Annotated in this window: 14 protein-coding genes; 1 reads left to right on the forward strand and 13 read right to left on the reverse strand. The window is 53.6% G+C overall.

Going from position 1 to position 18,861, the window contains the following annotated elements:
• Both KUO20_RS10005 and KUO20_RS10010 read right to left on the reverse strand, forming a co-directional pair.
• Positions 1-1,677 (reverse strand): AMP-binding protein, encoded by a 1,677-nt coding sequence (locus tag KUO20_RS10005; RefSeq protein ID WP_235039735.1) that lies wholly within the window; start codon positions 1,675-1,677, stop codon positions 1-3.
• Between the two features lie 200 nt (positions 1,678-1,877).
• Positions 1,878-2,447, reverse strand: a complete 570-nt coding sequence (locus KUO20_RS10010) for a TetR/AcrR family transcriptional regulator (protein ID WP_235039736.1) — start codon at positions 2,445-2,447, stop codon at positions 1,878-1,880.
• Positions 2,448-2,572: 125 nt separating this feature from the next.
• Here KUO20_RS10010 and KUO20_RS10015 point away from each other — a divergent pair, with 125 nt between their 5' ends.
• Positions 2,573-3,760, forward strand: coding sequence for an acetyl-CoA C-acyltransferase (locus tag KUO20_RS10015; protein ID WP_235039737.1), 1,188 nt, complete (start codon positions 2,573-2,575; stop codon positions 3,758-3,760).
• Positions 3,761-3,880: 120 nt separating this feature from the next.
• Here the strand turns inward: KUO20_RS10015 and pstB are convergent, their stop codons facing one another.
• The 11 genes from pstB to hrpA form a co-directional block, all read right to left on the reverse strand.
• Entirely contained in the window at positions 3,881-4,684 is an 804-nt protein-coding gene (gene pstB / locus KUO20_RS10020) for a phosphate ABC transporter ATP-binding protein PstB (RefSeq protein WP_235042462.1), read from the reverse strand.
• Between the two features lie 36 nt (positions 4,685-4,720).
• A complete protein-coding gene (gene pstA, locus KUO20_RS10025) occupies positions 4,721-6,079 on the reverse strand; it encodes a phosphate ABC transporter permease PstA (protein WP_235039738.1) in 1,359 nt (452 codons plus the stop codon).
• A 6-nt stretch (positions 6,080-6,085) separates the two neighbouring features.
• Positions 6,086-7,465, reverse strand: a complete 1,380-nt coding sequence (pstC, locus tag KUO20_RS10030; protein ID WP_235039739.1) for a phosphate ABC transporter permease subunit PstC — start codon at positions 7,463-7,465, stop codon at positions 6,086-6,088.
• Between the two features lie 108 nt (positions 7,466-7,573).
• The gene (locus KUO20_RS10035) at positions 7,574-8,590 is read right to left on the reverse strand and encodes a substrate-binding domain-containing protein (protein WP_235039740.1); all 1,017 of its coding nucleotides are present in this window, start codon (positions 8,588-8,590) and stop codon (positions 7,574-7,576) included.
• Positions 8,591-8,731: 141 nt separating this feature from the next.
• Positions 8,732-9,463, reverse strand: coding sequence for a sulfite exporter TauE/SafE family protein (locus KUO20_RS10040; RefSeq protein ID WP_235039741.1), 732 nt, complete (start codon positions 9,461-9,463; stop codon positions 8,732-8,734).
• Positions 9,464-9,485: 22 nt separating this feature from the next.
• The gene (locus KUO20_RS10045) at positions 9,486-10,682 is read right to left on the reverse strand and encodes a multidrug effflux MFS transporter (RefSeq protein ID WP_235039742.1); all 1,197 of its coding nucleotides are present in this window, start codon (positions 10,680-10,682) and stop codon (positions 9,486-9,488) included.
• 274 nt (positions 10,683-10,956) lie between these two features.
• The gene (locus tag KUO20_RS10050; RefSeq protein ID WP_235039743.1) at positions 10,957-11,475 is read right to left on the reverse strand and encodes an STAS domain-containing protein; all 519 of its coding nucleotides are present in this window, start codon (positions 11,473-11,475) and stop codon (positions 10,957-10,959) included.
• The gene (locus KUO20_RS10055; protein WP_235042463.1) at positions 11,465-12,658 is read right to left on the reverse strand and encodes a PP2C family protein-serine/threonine phosphatase; all 1,194 of its coding nucleotides are present in this window, start codon (positions 12,656-12,658) and stop codon (positions 11,465-11,467) included. Before KUO20_RS10055 ends, KUO20_RS10050 begins: the two co-directional genes overlap by 11 nt.
• 8 nt (positions 12,659-12,666) lie before the next feature.
• Positions 12,667-13,494, reverse strand: coding sequence for an MlaA family lipoprotein (locus KUO20_RS10060; protein WP_235039744.1), 828 nt, complete (start codon positions 13,492-13,494; stop codon positions 12,667-12,669).
• A gap of 31 nt (positions 13,495-13,525) precedes the next feature.
• On the reverse strand, positions 13,526-14,647 hold the full coding sequence (locus KUO20_RS10065) for a beta-ketoacyl-ACP synthase III (RefSeq protein WP_235039745.1): 1,122 nt from the start codon (positions 14,645-14,647) through the stop codon (positions 13,526-13,528).
• Between the two features lie 118 nt (positions 14,648-14,765).
• The gene (gene hrpA / locus KUO20_RS10070; protein ID WP_235042464.1) at positions 14,766-18,770 is read right to left on the reverse strand and encodes an ATP-dependent RNA helicase HrpA; all 4,005 of its coding nucleotides are present in this window, start codon (positions 18,768-18,770) and stop codon (positions 14,766-14,768) included.
• Positions 18,771-18,861: the final 91 nt, after the last annotated feature.

Genomic DNA, 18,861 nt, shown 5'->3' on the forward strand with positions numbered 1-18,861 from the left:
TTACATTGACTGACTTGCTTTGGATGCTTCTACCGCCTGGGCGCGCAGCTTAAAGCGCTGAATCTTGCCACTGGGCGTTTTGGGTAGCTCATCGACAAACTCTATAATGCGCGGAAACGCATGTGTCGAAAGCCGCTCGCGCACTCGCTGTTTGATTTCATCGGCAAGGGCATCACTGGGCTCAAAGCCTTCGCGTAGCACGACATACGATTTAATGACCTCGCCTCGAATTTCATCTGGCTGCCCTACGGCTGCCGATTCAGCGACCGCAGGATGCGTCATCACGCTGTTCTCAACATCCGTTGGCCCAACGCGGTAGCCTGCCGTGGTAATAATGTCATCATCACGACCGGCAAACTGAAAGGTGCCATCTTCGTTGCGAATCACCACGTCTCCAGTCAGGTAATAACCTTCCACAAAGGGGTTCTTTTCTTGCCAGGTGTATCCTGGGAAAAAGTGCGCTGGCGAATTTTTGATATCCACCGCCAGAACGCCGGGCTCACCTGCGGGAAGTTCGCGATATTCCGCATCCAGAGTGACTAGCCGATAGCCCGGCATAGGCACCCCCATAGCGCCTACGTGCTTTAAATGATCAAGCGCATGATGGTTATTGCAGGTCATCCCCGTTTCGGTTTGGCCGTAGTGATCCATCACCGAACAGCCGAGCGACCTTTCTACCCAGGTCACCACTTCGGTATTTAAAGGCTCTCCTGCCGAACTAGCCGCTCGCAGCTCTAACGTCTCATGGGCGTCATCAAACAGGCCTGAGGCCTTCATCAAGCGATAGGCAGTGGGCGCGGCGGCAAAATTGGTAATGTGGTGGCGCTTCATAAACGCAAGCGCCCCTTCGGCACTAAAGCCTGCTTCACAGAAATGCGTGGTTACGCCCAGCAGCAGCGGCCCGGTAATCGCATAGTAAAGGCCGTAGGCCCAGCCTGGATCAGCCATATTCCAGAAGCGATCATCGCCACGTAGATCGATGGCGAGTTCCATATAGATCGCAAATGCCGTCATGCCCGCCAGCGGAACAGCCACCCCTTTGGGCTTGCCCACCGTGCCAGAGGTAAACATTTGCAAGAATGGCTCATCAGGCGAGAGCCTTGGCGGACTTTCGCGCATTGACGCGTGCGTCAATGCAACTTGCCAGTCGTGATCCTCGGCGTGCTCGCTGGTTGCGCCACCGACGGCTAACACCGGCGGGCACTGACTCAAACCATCAAATTTATAGCGATTGGCATGATCCGTTATCACCAGCTTGGTATCGGCACGCCCTAACCGGTAGTCCACGGCGTCAGGGCCAAACGCGGTAAACAGCGGCTGATAAACGGCACCTATGCGCCATGTTGCCAAGACAGCAATCAACAGCTGTGGGGATCGTGGCAGCATGCAGGCGATGCGATCGCCCTTGCATAGCCCCTGAGCCTGGAACCAACCGGCAAGCATCGCACTTTGCTTATCGAGCTCGGCGTAAGTCAGCGTATTAATAGCCCCTTGGAAATCTTCCTGAACCAACGCAAGTACGTCGCCACGCCCTTCACGCACATGCCGTCCACAGCAGGCCTCAAAGGCATTAAGAAAGCCGTCCTGATGGTCGTCTAAGCGAGCTATGACGCTATCGATAGAAAAGTTATCGCGGTAGTGCTGATAGTCGGGCAGGGAATCTGATGTGGCTGTCATTGTGGCTCTCTTGTGTTGTTGGAAATGAGCACGTGGCAAGCAATATAGGAACAGACAACGCTTAAAAAAATATCCGTTGACGTTAACGGAAGCTTTAAGATAAAAACAACGCTAAAAGCAATCGCCTTAGAGAGCAAGCATTCTGATGGTTTAAGGCACTAGACGTTGGTCGGGGCTAGCCAATGGTCTACAGCGGAATATCAATCAGCGGTAGGCATAATCATAGCGACAAGCTCGTCAGCGAGGTTATCGGGTGAGCGTGAGCCGTTGGGGTCGTACCAGCGAACGGTCCAATTCAGCGCCCCAAGCACAAAGCGCGACACAAGAAAACGATCACCATGGATTAGTCCTGAATCTAGGGCCTCGTCAATCACCGAAACCCACAAAGCCTCATAAGCATCGCGTAAGTGACTGAGATGCGCACTGGCCACAGGATCAAGCCTACGCCACTCAAAGAGCGCTACTACATGCGCATTGCGATCGGTAAATAAGGTTTCAAGATGGGCACGCGCCATGGTGCGTAAACGAATTTCCGGCTCGGCGGCGCACTCAGCCAAGGCTTTGCGTGCAATCGACAAGGCATTCTGGGTGCCGTCTTCAATAACGGCCGCAAGAATTTCCTGCTTATCTTTAAAGTGATGAAACAGGCTGCCGGATTTAATGCCCATTTCCTGCGCCAGCATACGCACCGTGGTGCGGTCGAAGCCTTCTTGGACGAACAGCTGAGCGGCGAGGCGCGTCAGTTCCTTGCGGCGTGGAGATGCATTCATTACATTCATGTCATTTACACTAGCGCTTGCTTGGTTACTCTGGAGAGAACCACAGCGCTGCCAACGGGTCAACGTATCACCCGCACTTGGCATGACAATCACAACAAACTGGAAGGAGATTGACCATGAGCAGCCCCACCGATGTTGTATTTCTAGCCGCCAAGCGCACGCCGATGGGCGGCATGATGGGCAGCCTTGCCACAATGACAGCGCCACAGCTCGGCGCAGCAGCCATTAAGGCCGCGATTGAAGCGTCAGGCATCGACCCCGCTGCGATAACCGAAGGAATTATGGGCTGTGTACTGCCCGCGGGCGTTAAACAGGGCCCTGCACGCCAAGCCATGCGCCAAGCCGGCATACCCGATGCCAATGGTGCCACCACCATTAATAAGCTGTGCGGTTCTGGAATGAAGGCAACCATGCTTGCCCACGATCTTATCAAAGCAGGCAGTGGCGATATTTTGCTGGCTGGCGGTATGGAGTCCATGTCTAACGCCCCTCACCTTCTGACCAAGGCGCGCGGCGGCTATCGGCTAGGGCATGGCGAGCTAAAAGACCACATGTTTTTAGACGGGCTGGAAGATGCTGAAACGGGAAAATTGATGGGCGTCTTTGCCCAAGACGTCGCCACTCAGCGCGGCTACACCCGCGAACAGCTCGATGACTTCGCCATCTCTTCTCTTGAGCGTGCCATGGCCGCAACGAATGCAGGTCACTTAACCAGCGAGATGGCCCCCGTGACCGTTACGACTCGCCACGGAGACAGCGTCGTTGAACATGACGAGCAGCCCTTTTTAGCCAAACTGGATAAGATCCGCCAACTTCGTCCTGCCTTTGCCAAAGACGGCACCATTACCGCGGCCAACGCCAGCTCTATTTCCGACGGCGCATCCGCCCTCATCTTGGCCAGCCAAGCAGCGGCCGAGCAGCACGGCATTAAACCACTCGCGCGCATGGTGGGTCATTCAACCCATGCCCGTCACCCTAGTGAATTCACTATTGCGCCGGTTGGTGCGATTGAAAAATTGATGAAAAAGCTAGGCTGGGGCGTCAACGATGTGGATTTATTTGAAATCAACGAAGCCTTTGCGGTCGTTACCCTGATGGCTATGGATGACCTCGGACTTCCCCATAGCAAGGTCAACGTTTTTGGCGGTGCCTGCGCCCAAGGCCACCCGATTGGCTCAACGGGCTCACGTATTATTGCAACGCTGATTCATGCGCTACGCAGCACTGGCGGTAAACGCGGCATCGCAAGCCTGTGTATCGGCGGAGGTGAAGCGACAGCAGTCGCCGTTGAATTAATCGACTAACCGATGGCATATAACCGATTTTGATAAGAGCCAACGCCTCTTGCTAATAGAAAAGACGTTGGCTTAAGACTGAGCAAAGAGCTCAACAGCGCAGATTACTTTCCCCGTAACGGCTAAAATTTAGCCAAAACGCCCGGTAATATAATCGTGCGTGCGCTGATCCCGTGGGTTAGTGAAGATAGTGTCAGTACTGTCCACCTCCACAAGGTCTCCCATGTGGAAAAACGCGGTGCGGTCAGCAACGCGGGCAGCCTGCTGCATATTGTGCGTTACCATCACAATGGTATAACTCTCGCTAAGCTCATCTATCAACTGTTCAACTTTCGCTGTAGCGATTGGATCGAGCGCCGAACAGGGCTCGTCCATCAAAATCACATCAGGGCTAACGGCCACGGTTCTGGCAATGCATAAACGCTGCTGCTGCCCGCCCGATAAACCCGTGCCGGGCTGATCAAGGCGATCCTTAACCTCGTCCCACAACCCCGCACGACGCAGGCTGCTTTCAACGATATCGTCTAACTCTGCCTTACGCTTTGCCAGTCCGTGAAGACGCGGCCCATAGGCAATATTTTCGTAGATCGATTTAGGAAACGGGTTAGGCTTTTGAAACACAATGCCGACCTGAGCCCGCAGCAGTACGACATCACGATCCGGAGCATAAATATCGTTATTATCTAACGTTATTTTGCCTTCAACTCGACAAATATCAATGGTGTCGTTCATCCGGTTCAAGCAGCGTAAGAACGTTGATTTACCGCAGCCCGAGGGGCCGATAAAGGCCATTACTTCATTCTCGTAAATATCGAGATCAATCCCATTAATGGCCTGAGCGTTGCCGTAAAACACCTCGACGTTTTCAGCGCTCATTTTCACTTTATCTTTTGCCTTACTGGTGCGGCTCTCACCGTTACCCACACTCACCATAGGCGAAGGTATATTAGGCTGTGTAGAAGTATTCACTTACCACCTCGTCTCGAATTTTTTACGCAACCAAATCGCTAATGCATTCAAACTAAGCATCAGCCCTAGCAACACGATAATGGCCGCTGATGTGCGCGCCTCAAAGAAATTGCGCAGCTCATTGCCCTGCCAGAGGTAAATCTGTACGGGTAACGCCGTTGACTGCTCCAGCGGCGTACCCGGGACGTTGGCCACAAAGGCATTCATGCCAATCAGTAATAGCGGGGCCGTTTCACCTAACGCTTGGGCAATACCTAGAATAGAGCCAGTTAAAATACCTGGAAGCGCTAGCGGCAGAACATGATGAAAAACGGTCTGTACTTTCGATGCCCCAATACCTAACGCCGCTTGGCGTATAGAAGGCGGGATCGAACGCAGCGATGCGCGCGTGGTAATAATGATCGTCGGCAATGTCATTAACGTTAGCACCAATCCGCCGACTACCGGTGCCGATAGCGGCAAGCCGAAATAGCCAATAAAGATGGATGCCCCCAACAGGCCAAAGACAATAGAAGGCACTGCAGCCAAATTATTGATGTTGATTTCGATCAGATCGGTTAAACGGTTTTGAGGCGCAAACTCTTCAAGATAAACCGCGCTCGCGACACCAATGGGCACTGACAGCAAAATAACCACCATCATCATGAACAGAGAGCCCATAAAGGCACCGGCTAAGCCCGCTGACGCCGGTGAACTGCGCGAATCTGTATTGAGAAACAGCGATGTGCTAAAAGCATTCTCAATGATGCCTTCATCACTGAGCCGGTCAGCCCACTCTCGCGTTTGCGGGCTAAGCTGCTGACGCGCATCCGGTAAGCTGCGATCTATATTGCCTTTGATCCATACATCCACATTGGCGCTGGCAAGCAGCTTGACCTCGACAGTTTGACCAAGCAAAGAAGGCTTTTCAATAAACTGGTCGCGTAGTGCAAAGCGCTCGCCAGAGGCCAATAACGCGCGCAGGTCGCGCAGCTGGCGAGATTCAACGCTCACGCCCAATGCTTCTTCCATCGCACTATCAATGAGCGACTGCCAATTGATTAGGCTGGCCTGCGTTAGCCATGCGCCATAGCGTTCATCAAATGCAAGCTGGTTCTCGCCATCTTCGCGTCGAGGTTTTTCATCCAGCTGTATGACCTCAGGGTCAAAATACACGTCGGTGTAAACCGTCGACTGCCAAAAAGCAGGAACACCTCGCGCCAGAATGCTCGCGAATAAAATGATTACCAGGGCCATTCCCGTTGTCACGGCGGCCAGCCCCACGCGGCGAAAGCGCGTCTCTTTGCGGTGTCGTTTCGCCAGCGATTTTTCGATCGTCATCAGGCGGTGCTGACGGCGCTGCTCAATCGTTATAGACATAGTCGCTTACTCGTATTGCTGGCGATATTTACGCACCACAACCAGTGCGATAACGTTCAAACCTAGGGTAATCACAAACAGCGTCAAACCAAGCGCAAACGCCACCAGCGACTGTGGGCTGGCAAAATCCATGTCTCCGGTCAGCTGATTAACGATAGTGACCGTGATGGTTGAAACCGCTTCGAAGGGATTGCCATGCAGCACGGGATTATTACCCGCGGCCAATACCACAATCATGGTTTCCCCAATCGCCCGGCTGGCAGCCAACAAAAAGGCCCCGACAATACCCGGCAATGCAGCCGGCAAAACCACCTGGCGGATCGTTTCAGACTTCGTCGCACCAAGCCCCAGCGCGCCATCGCGTAACGATTTAGGCACCTGAGTAATAATGTCGTCGGAAAGTGATGAGACAAAAGGAATAATCATAATCCCCATCACCAGGCCAGCGGTCAGCGCGCTGGTGGTGCGGATGTTGATACCGATGACATCACCGACACTCGACAAGAAAGGACCAATTACAATCAGCGCGAAAAAACCATAAACAATCGTCGGAATGCCCGCTAACACTTCAATCACCGGCTTAGCGATATTACGCAGCCAGCGTGGAGCGTACTCGGCCATGTAAATGGCTGTCATAAGACCAATGGGGATAGCCACCAAGAGAGCAATGGCGCTCACCATCATGGTCCCCCATAGCAGTGGCAGTAGTCCAAACTCGCCCTGAGCACTCGATCCAGCAGTATTGAAGCGAGGATTCCAAGTGGTTCCCAAGAAAAATTCAGCCGGGCTAATAAAGCTGAAAAACTTTAACGCCTCCCCCAGCATGGAGAGCACAATCCCTACCGTGGTAAAAATCGCCACGGCCGAGCAGGCTGCTAAGGCGAAAGTAATAACCCGCTCAACTTGGTTTCTAGCGCGCCATTGGGGTGAAATATGCCGTTTGGCATACGTCAAACCTGCCACGACTAAAACGGCCATTAGTGCGACTAGGCTTAGATTTTCATAGGTATGAAGGCGCGCCATATGACCGGCAGCCGCAAGCTCTTGGACACTTCCACCGCCGGCGACACCACGCCCTTCGGCTAGTGCAGAAATACGACGTAACGTTGTTTCAAGCTCTCGGCCGCTCATGCTAGCCACCAGTTCATGGGGCAACTGATGAGTAACGAGCATCTCAATAAGCTGGGGGGCTAAAAAAGACCACAGTAAAAACAGCACTAAGGCTGGCAGCCCACACCACAATGCAACGAGCACACCGTAGTAGCCCGGCCGCGAGTGCATCCTGACATCATTTTCTGCCGCAACCGCACGGCTTCGCGTCAACCCCAAGTGGTAAGCCAGGGCCATGATCACGAGCAGTGTGGCTATCAAGGCAATGTTGCTCATTATCTCTCCGCCTGTGATTTTCTACATTTAAGCGCCGGCATCAATGATCTGATGCCGGCGCGACTGCCAATCGAGTTAAGTGTTAATCGGTGGCAAGTAGACCCGAGTTTACTCTGGGCTAACCACAGTGCGGGCTTGGAACTGCTCAAGCGCCGTTGCGCGCTCTTCTTCATCTAGCGGGATGAGGCCAGCATCTTCCAGCGGGCTGCCGTAGCCTGACACCATGTCATTCAGGAAGTATTCGGTGTATTCCGCAAGGCCCGGAATTACGTCAAGGTGCTCACCTTTCACGTAGAAGAACAGCGGACGAGAAACAGGGTATTCACCCGAGCCAATGGTTTCCAAGCTTGGCGTTACGCCGTCAACGGTAGCCACTTGCAGGCGATCGCGGTTCTGGTCGTAAAAGCTAAGACCAAACACCCCAACGGCGTCTTCTTGAGCATCTAGACGCGCTAGTGTTTCAGTGTAATCGCCAGCAATTTCAACGATACGGCCATCGCCACGTAGGTTGACACAGGCATCACCCTCAACCTGGGCATCGCTTTCACAGCCAGGGTGAATGACTTTCTCTTCGAATACTTCACGGGTGCCGTGGTTTGAGGCGGGGATGACCAGCACAATTTCCTGGTCAGGCAGGTCAGAATCGATTTCTGACCAGCGGGTATAGGGATTATCCACCAGCTCGCCGTCTTGAGTCACTTGGGCAGCGGCAGCCTTGAAGACATGCTCAGGCGTCAGCTCAAATGCTCCGCGGTCTAGGCGAGAGGCAAAAACGATACCGTCGTAGCCGAACTTGACCTCAAGTATTTCATTGACTCCGGCCTCATTACAGCTCGCTACTTCAGCGCTACGCATGGCGCGTGAGGCATTCGCAATATCGATGGTGTTTTCGCCAACGCCTTGGCAAAACTGACGCAAACCACCACCAGAGCCACCAGAGCCAACGACCGGCGTACTGAACTGAGAAAAGGTATTACCGAATTCTTCAGCGACGATACTGGCAAACGGTAGCACCGTAGAGGAACCCGCAATCTGCACGGTATCGCGCGCCATTGCAGCAGCGGAAATGCCAGTGGCCAGGGCCGCTACTACTGCAACACCTAATGTCTTCTTAGTTACATTCATCGTCGTGTTCCCCTCTGGTTTAATATCCGGTTAGCACTTACTTTCCGGAAGAGCTGGCCCAATGGCCTTGCGCAAAGAGGAGTCTGCACACGATCGATTGCAGAAATATGACAGTGACACATTATTGCTATTTTTTTGACGTCACACTAAAAGCCCTATCGCTGCCAGTGTACACAGCGTTAGTGAGGCGCCCTGCAGTAGACGTCTATCTAAGCGATGCGCTAGCGTATCTGCCAACGCATTACCGATCAGCACCGCGGGCAAAAAAGTCAGCGCAATTTGAAAATGCCATAGCTGAATTTGATCCGCCAGCGCGAGCGTTATCAACGTTAATGTGGAGGTTAGAATAAAGAAAGCGGCCAGGTTTCCGCGCATTCGATCAGGCGGTAAACCGTGCATTAACAATACGATAGGCGGGCCGCCAATAGCCGCAACGGTACCAAAAATACCCGACAGAACGCCCGCTCCAAACAGCGTTATACGGTTCACCGGCAGCTGAAAGCGGCATAATGTGACGAGTACCGTAAACAACACGATAACGGCAATTAGCTTTTCTAGAATCACCATGGGCGCCACAAGTAACAGCCAAACGCCCAGCGCATTACCCGGCAGGCGCCCTACTAACGCCATTCCAATCGCATCCAGCCGCACCTCGTGCCAATAGTGGCGAACCATCATAAGCGAGACGGTCAGCCCAAATAACACTAGGATGACCGGCACTAAGCGAGGCTCCAACATCAACAGCAGCGGCGCTCCCACTACCGCCAACCCAAAGCCGGTGGCTCGCTGAACAAAGGCGCCAAGCATCAAAACTGCGGCACAGGCAAGCCAGGTATCTAATGGCAGATTGGCCCAGGCGAGCAGACTATCCATGCATGCTATTCATGTGTGCTGTTCATCCTCGCAGTTCATCCACCGCAGGCTTTTTCGTTAGCTTGCGTACGCCAATATTACCCAGCAGAGTAGCACTCAGCATGGTGAGAACCATCGGCCACAGATGCTCCACTTCAAACAGCCCAACCATGACACCCGCGAGCGCTCCGCAGGTAAATTGGATACCGCCAAGCAACGCCGTTGCCGTTGCGCTGATATGCCCAAAATGATCCAACAGTGCGGAAATAGCGTTAGGTGTAATCAATCCAATCATGCCGGTAAATAGCATAATGAGAGGAACCACAACGAACAGTGACGCCATATTCAAAGCGGTAACAAGCACCAGCCCAAGCGCGGCAACCAACTGCACCAGCAGCCCTAAGCGTAAATTTTGTTGCGGCGAGCGCTTACGCAACAGATGAATATTGACGCGATTGGAAAGCGCAATAACCAGTACGTTCACACCAAACACAAGAGGATAAGTGCCTGGAGACAAACAAAAATAGTCTAGATAAAGAAAGGGCGACGCGGTTACAAATGCAAATAGGCCGGCAAACGAAGAAGCGACGGCACAAATATAGCCCATTCCCTCCCGGTGCTTAAGCACGCTGGCATAGTTACGAATAACCTGCCGTGGTGACGCTGCCGGTAATGACATATCGCGTGTTTCAGGCAGGCGCGTACCTAAAAGCCATAGTAAGAAACCGGCATAGACCGCTAAAAATACGAAAATTAGCCACCACCCGGCCACATGAAGCAGCAAACTGCCCACCGCCGGTGCTACGAGCGGCGCCAGCATCATTATCATCGCCATAGTAGACATGACTTTGGCAGCCTCTCGGCCGCTAAAACAGTCGCGCACAATCGCGGCCGAATTGACCACGCAGGCACCTCCGCCAAGCGCTTGTATAAAACGCCAGAAGAGTAGCGTAGACAAACTATCCACCGTGGTAATCGCTAGGCTTGCCAGCATAAAAACGACTAAACCACCGAGCAGTACCGGCTTGCGCCCCATTCGATCAGATAGCGGACCAAAGCAAAGCTGGCCTAATGCAAAGCCAAACAAAAAAACGCTAATGGAAAGCTCAGTACGATGAATGCTAGCACCAATGCTCTCAGCAATGATGCCTATAGCGGGCAAATACGCATCAATAGCAAAGGGAGCAAGCGCAGTATTGGCAGCGACCAACAGTGCCACCCGGCGAGGATTAAGGTGCATGGGTCTCCTTAGGAGGCACAACAGGTGCGCACAGGGATAGATAGGCCGCTAAGCATAGACGATTTGATTACATTTGTCGGTATTTACACGCTGTTACCACTGCTTCGCCCAGCCTAAGCGTTCTAATCAAAGCTTGATGGATAGGGCGAAAAATTTAGATAGCAACAGATAAAGAGGCCAGCACGCGCAAGCGATCATAAAAAGCAGGAACACGACGGCTCAGCGTACTACGCAAACCCCGCTATTTTAGCCGCAGGGTCAGTTCAAAGGCGTGCTAGCAATGAGTTGCCGCACACTGTGATTCAAGCATCTCCACCAGCGGCTGAAACTGCTCGCGGTTATGCTCGTTCATGTGCATTAAAATGCGGTGGGCCTCAAGAATTCGCTCACGCAGGCCTTCTTCGTCTGCGGGTTCTTCTGGCAATTCTTCAAGAGAGTCACTGAGCGCGACCGGTTGCTGCAAAGGCGCTTCCATTAAGGTAAAAAAGCGCGCAAAGCCCATCACGTCCAGCATTTTTCGAACGTCAGGATTATCGACAATAATGGTTGGCGGCTGCTCCAGGCGTCCTTTGACAGCCATCGCTACCTTAGCGAGAAAGCCCAGTGCGGTGGAGTCCACGTTAGTAGCCTCTCGCAGGTCAATCAATACGGCGCGCAGCCCCGGCGTCTCGGCAAGACGTTGGGCTTGAGAGTCAAGCGTAGCGCATAGCGTCAAGCGCACATCGCCACACAGCTTTAAAACAAAAACACCAGTATCGAACGCCGCTTTAATGCGACCTTCTTCAATCAGCATGACCAAATCCGCTCACCATCATGATTGTAAGATCATCGGGTAAAGCATCACGCTCCTGATTAGCATCAAACTGCGCATCCCCTTTCGCCAGGAGTGCGTTAGTTCCTACTAATCGATCGCGCAACTGCTCAAGCGTTACACTCTCGCTTACTAATTGCTCAAGTTCCTTGAGCCGCGTGTCGAGCGTCTTACCCGGCAAGCATTCCAATACACCGTCTGAACATAGCCACAAACGAAACTCAGGCGGCAAGGAACAGCTCAGCGAAGGATACTCTACATCGGGGAAAAGGCCTACCGGCATTCCTTCGCCTTCTAAGCGGCTTAGCTTTCCCTCTACCACTAACAGAGGCATGGGCAGCTGAGCGCCGAGCGAATAGTGCAGAGTCTTTTCCTCATGGTCAATAACACCGACAAATAACGTCGCGTGCTTGCCAATATCAGTGCCCTGCAACTCACGGTTCATGGCCGTTAGCCAATCTGGCGGTAAGTTCTCAGGCTTTTGACCATCCCACTCACTGAGCCAGCGGTTACATAAATACTTCAAAAGCACCGTCACGAATGCTGATGAGGCACCATGCCCCGACACATCCGCAAAGTAAAAAGCGCTATAGCGTTCGTTATAGCGCTGATAATCAAGAAAATCCCCGGATAAATACAGCGAGGGAGCAAACCAGTAATCGAAATACACCCCGTTGATGACTTTAGGATGAATCGGCAGTAAGCGCCGCTGGATATGGCCTCCGCTCTGCTGATCCATACGCAGCAGCGCTAGGTGCGTCTCTAGGCTTTCATTTAGCTCAGCCAGGCGCTCGTGGTCGCGTTCACGCTCCAGGGCAAGATCATTAAGCTCAATTGCTTTACGAATCATCCGACGTAACAGCTCAGCATGGCGCAGTGGATGAACAATATAGTCCACCAGGCCAACATCAATCGCCTTAATAAGATCCGCATCTTGGCGCGAGTCGCTGACCACCAGCGTCGGTAGGCGCCGGGTTAGCTGCGACCACTGCTGCCTAGGTACCGCTCTGGCATGCGCAACAATAAGCGCAGTGCCAGCGGGTAAATGCTCAATACTCTCTGATGCAAACACCCACATGCCATCGCAGGTAATGGCTTCAGCCAGCGCATCGCGCCCACGACCCGGTTCATCGATGACCGCGATCAGCTGCTTAGAATGATCCATCATTAGCCTCAATCGGCGCTATTATCGCCATTAACGCCGTCATCACTAAGGTCGCTATCATCACTAAAGTCGCTATCATCAAAATCAAAGGCATCGGCGGCAAATGGGTCATCGCCCAGTTCTCCATCACTCACCTCAAATTGACGACTCTGTAAGAAAGCATCACGGATAAAGCTATAACGATCACCGCGGATCAACTCCTCCTGATCAAGCAAGCCTGCACGAACATCGATTACCCGCAGTGCAGTAAGGCTTATACGAGCGGTATCATCATCGACATAGGTGACCGGGTACGCAGCCATGTCGGCCGGTAAGCCGGAAGTGTCACGCAGCGTACTTGGGCCTAACAAAGGCAGTACAAGATAGCGCGAATCATCCCACCCCCACACTGCTAGTGTTTGACCAAAATCTTCTTTATCGGCGTTTATTTCCATCAAGGTGGCATAATCTAATAACCCACCAATGCCCACGGTGGAGTTAATCAAAAACCGTGACGTAGCAAGGCCCGCGTTTGCTGGTTTGCCCTGAAGAAGACTATTAAGCGCCGTTCTCACTTCGCCTAAATTGGAAAAAAAGTTACCTACTCCCGTTTGTACCGGATCAGGCGTCACCGTGCGGTAGCCTTGAGCGACTGGCTTCAGCGCATAGCGATCTAACACGTCGTTAAACGCAAACACTTTGCGGTTAAAGCCTTCCCAAGGATCATCAGGATTAGTGTCTTGCGCCACCTGCGTGCTGGCACAGCCACCGGTTGCCAATAACGCCACCAACAGTAGCGGCAATCCTCGTGTACGCCAGGTAAGCGCTGACTTTTCTTTATTTAACAACGGCTGCATGACCTTTTCCTTTATCAATTTCAGCGCCACGTTACCGGCGACGAACCACCACACTTCCAGCACTGTAACCCGCCCCGAAGGAGCAAATTACGCCAATGTCGCTCTCAACCAGCTCTTCGCGATGAAGGTGAAACGCAATAATCGAACCCGCAGAGCTAGTGTTCGCGTAGCGATCCAAAATAATCGGCGCCTGGGCGGCGCTTGGGTCGTAGCCAAGCACTTTGCGGGCAATCAAGTCATTCATATGCTGATTGGCTTGATGCAGCCACATACGCTTTAAATCGCTGCCACTCAGCTCCAAAGACGCTAAATGATCGGTGATCAATTTAGCCACCATTGGACAGACCTCTTTAAAGACCCGCCGCCCTTCTTGTACAAACAGCTTATCAAGGGCCAGCGGATCACTGTCCGTTACACGGTTGAGAAAGCCAGCGTTATTACGAATCGCATTGGAAAACTTAGTAACTAGGCGCGTACCCAGGATTTCAAACTGTTCATCGGCAGTGGCCATCGCGCTATTTTCTAGCACAATGGCGGTGCAAGCATCGCCGAAAATAAAGTGACTGTCACGATCTCGGAAATTGAGATGCGCCGAGCAAATTTCCGGATTGACCACTAGCGCGCGCTTAATGCTGCCAGACGCTATCGCATTGGCCGCGGTTTCCAACGCAAACGTCGCTGAGCTGCAAGCGACATTCATATCAAATCCGTAGCCACTGGTACCCAGCGCTTCCTGCACTTCTACTGCCACGGCGGGATAAGCACGCTCTAAATTCGAACAGGCAACGATCACAAGCTCAATGTCAGCAGGATCAACGCGCGCAGCGGCCAAAGCTTGGCGCGCAGCGGCAGTAGCCATTTCACACTGAAGTGAGGCTTCATCATTATTCCGCTGTGGCAGTTTAGGCCGCATACGCTGTGGGTCAAGTATACCCTGCGCATCTAGGACGTAACGATTCTTAATACCTGATGCTTTTTCAATAAATTCACTGCTCGAGTGAGCCAGTGGCTCATGCTCTCCTCGGGCAATTGCGTCAGCATGCTGATGATTCTCACCGTCTACCCAAGTATTAAAGGCCGTCACTAGGGCGGCATTATCAACGGCGTGTTCCGGCGTATAGAGACCTGTTCCGGTGATCACCACATGTGTCATGCCAATCTCCTTTTAGCGGCTTACCGACGTCATTTTCGGCGCAACCATAACGTTACTGTGTGCGTAAAATAGCGCTTTTTCCAGCAACTTTTTTTCGACACCTATTTTAGCCAACGCACTAGGTGCTAATAATTTCTTGCCAGCGCTTTTCTAGCCGTTTCACCGAAACCGGCATGCTGGTACCCAGCTGCTGAGCGAACAGTGACACCCTGAGCTCCTGTAGCCACCAGCCGAAAGCAACCAGCTCGGGGCCTTCCACCTGACCACGCCGCTCACTCTTACGCCGCGCATCAAAACGCGCCTCCAGCGCTTGAACATCGTGCATCATCATTTGATCACGGCCACGCTCCCGGGCAGCTTTTTCAAGGCGTAGAAGCGCCGCTTCGGTATAGCGCGGATATTCATCTAGCCAAGCGCCAGCATTGCGAATGAAGCCGGTATAAACCAGGCGCTGCATCTGTGCGCTGACATCGCTATACACCAGCGCAAGGGCAAAATTGAGTTTTCCCTTTAGCAGCTTACTAATCGCTAAATGGCCCTTTAGCGCGGCCTCTACCCGTAACAGTAGAGCGCTCGTCTCGTTAACAAGCTGGTTCTGAGTATCGTTGAGTCGTTGGCTCAACTCCCCGGCCGAGCGCGGCAGCGGATGCTGAGCCGCCACCTGAGTAAACACCGCCAGCAGCAGATCATCCACCAGCGCTTGCTTACTTCCCACTTTAGCAAACAGCAGCGCGCACTTCTCAACGCCAGGTAACTGCTTGATCGCTTTGACCTGCTCCGGCAATTTGGCAATAGCTAGCCGCGCAATGCCTTCCTGATGGGCGGCATCAGCTTTCGCAGGATGATCGAACAGCGCAACTTTAAACTCACTAGCTTGCGCTACCAGAGCAGGGTACGCCTCAACGCGAATACCTGCCTGAGTGGTAACGCGGGAAGCCGGTAACGGGGCCTCAGGCAGACCGGCAACGGCAGGCTCAATGCTGACCTGTTCGGCCAGGGCTTGAGCACCTGCGCTGGCCGCCGCTTCATAGCGCCGTTCTAGGGCGCGCAGATCGCGACCCTGACCCAGGGTTTCACCCGCGTGATCCACCACGCGAATATTCATAATCAGGTGCGGCTCAAGCAAATCTAAGCGCCAGTCTTCGAGCTGCACGCGTGTCGATGTACGACGGCGAATAAACTCCCCAAGAGCCTCGGTTAATGGGCGCTGATCAGGCACCAGGGTTTCCAGCGCAGCATCGACCCAATCAGGAATTGGCACAACCTGACGGCGAATACTTTTCGGCAGCGACTTCAATAGCGCAATGCACTTTTCACGTAATAGCCCGGGCACCAGCCATTCTAAAGCATGCACCGGCACCTGCGGCAGCATGGCCGCGGGAACGGTCAGCGTGATGCCGTCGTCTTCTGCGTCAGGGTCAAAGTGATAGCTAACCGGATACGCAACGCCGGCCAAGGTTAAATAATCGGGATACTGCATTTGGGTGACGTCGTCAGCATCGCGCGCTTTTAACGACTCAAGGTCGAAATGCAGTAACTCTGGATCACGCTGCTCGGCTTGCTTGCGCCAGTGTTCAAACCCTTTGCCGTTAACCGTTTCGGCGGGGATACGCGCATCGTAAAAATCAAAAAGCGTGTCTTCATCGACCAAAATATCGCGCCGTCGAGCGCGATCTTCTAGCGCCTCGACTTCGCTGACCAACGCTCGGTTGTGGGCGAAAAAAGCGCCTTTAGTCTGAAACTCACCTTCCACCAGCGCGCGGCGAATAAACAGCTCCCGAGACTCCTTAGGCGCTATTGGCCCGTAATGAACACGGCGCCTCGCGACAATCGGCAGACCAAACAGCGTGACCTGCTCAAACGCCACCACCTGTGCCCGCTTCATTTCCCAATGCGATTCGCTGTAAGTGCGCTTTATCAGATGCTGCGCCTGGGGCTCAATCCAGTCTGGGTCAATTTTGGCCACCGTACGGGCAAATAGCTTTGACGTTTCGATCATCTCAAACGCCATCATCCACTTGGGTGATTTTTTAGCCAGCCCAGAGCCAGGGTGAATCATAAACTTTCGGTTGCGGGCGCCAAGATATTCACGATTCTCAAGCAGCGTGCCCACATTAGAAAGCAGCCCTGACAACAACGCCTGATGCAGCTTGCCCGAGGTTTTACGCCGCATCTGTCGAGCCTGCTCTTCGCTCTCTTCTTCGTCACGCGGCAAGGGAGCCGGTACATCAATATCCATATCGCGCAGCAGCTGGCGCAGCTGCCGGAAGGTATCGTGCCACTCGCGCATGCGCAGGTAGTTGATGTAGTGCTCGCGACACCAGCGGCGCAATTGATTTCCGGACAGCGCCTCGCGGGCGTTTTCGATGCCGTGCCAAAGGTTCAGCAATGCGACAAAGTCAGAATCCGGGTCGTGCCAGCGCTGGTGCGCTTGATCAGCTGCCTGGCGTTTGTCCGCCGGCCGGTCGCGGGGGTCCTGAATAGCCAACGCCGAGACCACAATCAGCACATCGCGCAAACTACCCATATCGACGCCTGCTAACACCATGCGGGCTAAGCGAGGGTCAATCGGCAATCGCGCAAGCTTACGCCCCAGCGGAGAAAGGCGCTGCTGCTCATCCACGGCGCCCAGCTCGAACAGCAGCCGAAAACCGTCCTTAACGAAGCGACTGTCCGGCGGATCTACAAAGGGAAAAGCTTCTATATCGCCAAGCTTGAGGCCCAGCATCGAGAGAATAACCGACGCTAAGTTAGTGCGCTGAATTTCAGGGTCAGTAAAGCCTGGCCGAGATAAGAAATCCTCTTCGCTGTAAAGACGAACACAGACCCCGTCGGCAACTCGACCGCAGCGCCCTTTACGCTGGTTCGCGCTGGCTTGGCTCACCGCTTCTACGGGCAGGCGTTGAATTTTTGACCGATAGCTGTAGCGGCTGATACGCACAAGCCCAGGATCGATCACATAGCGAATGCCGGGTACCGTCAGCGAGGTTTCTGCAACGTTGGTGGCCAGCACAATTCGGCGCCCGCGGTGTGAGGCAAATACACGGTTTTGCTCTTCGTTGGAAAGGCGTGCATAAAGAGGCAGAATTTCAGTGCCTTTTAAGTCCGCGCGGCGCAGCGTATCCGCAGTTTCTCGAATTTCACGCTCGCCGGGTAAAAATACCAGCACATCGCGAGGGCCATGCAGCCAGCCTTTTTCACGCTCAATGGCCTCGATTTCTTCTACCGCATGCAGAATGCCCTCTTGCAGCGTGCGGTCTTCCTCATCGTCGTCATCACGCACCAGCGGCCGGTAGTGCACCTCAACGGGATAAGTCCGACCGGTCACTTCTACTACCGGCGCGGGCGTCTTAGCGGTGCCGAAATGCTGGGCAAAGCGCGCCACGTCGATGGTCGCCGAGGTAATAATAACTTTCAGGTCGGGCCGCTTGGGTAATAAACGCTTCAGATAGCCCAGCAGAAAATCAATATTCAGGCTTCGCTCGTGAGCCTCATCGATGATGATGGTGTCATAGCGCAGCAGCAGCGGGTCGTGCTGCGTTTCAGCCAGCAAGATACCGTCCGTCATCAGCTTGACTAAGGTGCTGGGCGTACTCTGATCACTAAAACGTACCTGATAGCCGACCTGCTCGCCCAAAGAGACGTTCAACTCTTCGGCCAAACGCCCTGCTACGCTTCGGGCGGCAAGGCGCCGTGGCTGAGTGTGACCAATCAAACCACGGCGGCCACGCCCCAGCTCTAAACACATTTTTGGCAGCTGGGTAGTTTTGCCTGAGCCTGTCTCCCCCGCCACCACGACGACTTGATGGTCACGAATGGCGTTAAGAATATCTTCTCGCCGCTCGACTACCGGCAATTCAGGCGGGTAGTTAAGCGCGACCTGCTGCGCCTGACGCAGGCTTAGCAGCTGCTGAGCGCGGCTGATCTCGCGCTGCACCTCATCTAAACCGCGGCTGATAGGTTTGTTATCGCGCAGGCGACGGCTCAAACCACTCAGGCGTTTCTCCAGCCTCTCGGTATCGCGCAGCATCACATCGCCCGCTGCCTGTGTCAGCGATGCAAGGCGTTGGCTATCGGTGGGGGCTGTGGGGGTGTCAGTGGTCACGATTGAGTAGGCTTCCATTCGCTTGAGTGGCACAAAAAATCAACCCGCTCAAGTGAGCGGGTCGTAAGTACAGCCTCATAGTGTAACGCTTTCATTAGCTCGGCGCCTA

The organism is Vreelandella profundi, assembly GCF_019722725.1.
Lineage (GTDB): Bacteria > Pseudomonadota > Gammaproteobacteria > Pseudomonadales > Halomonadaceae > Vreelandella > Vreelandella profundi.

Excerpts from the sequence above, each read along its gene's own strand:
- KUO20_RS10050 (WP_235039743.1), bottom strand. The coding sequence starts at position 11,475 with ATGCTGATTGAAGAAGGTCGCATTAAAGCGGCGTTCGATACTGGTGTT.
- KUO20_RS10015 (WP_235039737.1), top strand. The coding sequence starts at position 2,573 with ATGAGCAGCCCCACCGATGTTGTATTTCTAGCCGCCAAGCGCACGCCG.
- KUO20_RS10045 (WP_235039742.1), bottom strand. The coding sequence starts at position 10,682 with ATGCACCTTAATCCTCGCCGGGTGGCACTGTTGGTCGCTGCCAATACT.
- KUO20_RS10040 (WP_235039741.1), bottom strand. The coding sequence starts at position 9,463 with ATGGATAGTCTGCTCGCCTGGGCCAATCTGCCATTAGATACCTGGCTT.
- KUO20_RS10065 (WP_235039745.1), bottom strand. The coding sequence starts at position 14,647 with ATGACACATGTGGTGATCACCGGAACAGGTCTCTATACGCCGGAACAC.
- KUO20_RS10055 (WP_235042463.1), bottom strand. The coding sequence starts at position 12,658 with ATGGATCATTCTAAGCAGCTGATCGCGGTCATCGATGAACCGGGTCGT.
- pstB (WP_235042462.1), bottom strand. The coding sequence starts at position 4,684 with ATGGTGAGTGTGGGTAACGGTGAGAGCCGCACCAGTAAGGCAAAAGAT.
- KUO20_RS10060 (WP_235039744.1), bottom strand. The coding sequence starts at position 13,494 with ATGCAGCCGTTGTTAAATAAAGAAAAGTCAGCGCTTACCTGGCGTACA.
- KUO20_RS10010 (WP_235039736.1), bottom strand. The coding sequence starts at position 2,447 with ATGAATGCATCTCCACGCCGCAAGGAACTGACGCGCCTCGCCGCTCAG.
- KUO20_RS10035 (WP_235039740.1), bottom strand. The coding sequence starts at position 8,590 with ATGAATGTAACTAAGAAGACATTAGGTGTTGCAGTAGTAGCGGCCCTG.
- pstA (WP_235039738.1), bottom strand. The coding sequence starts at position 6,079 with ATGTCTATAACGATTGAGCAGCGCCGTCAGCACCGCCTGATGACGATC.
- KUO20_RS10005 (WP_235039735.1), bottom strand. The coding sequence starts at position 1,677 with ATGACAGCCACATCAGATTCCCTGCCCGACTATCAGCACTACCGCGAT.
- hrpA (WP_235042464.1), bottom strand. The coding sequence starts at position 18,770 with ATGGAAGCCTACTCAATCGTGACCACTGACACCCCCACAGCCCCCACC.
- pstC (WP_235039739.1), bottom strand. The coding sequence starts at position 7,465 with ATGAGCAACATTGCCTTGATAGCCACACTGCTCGTGATCATGGCCCTG.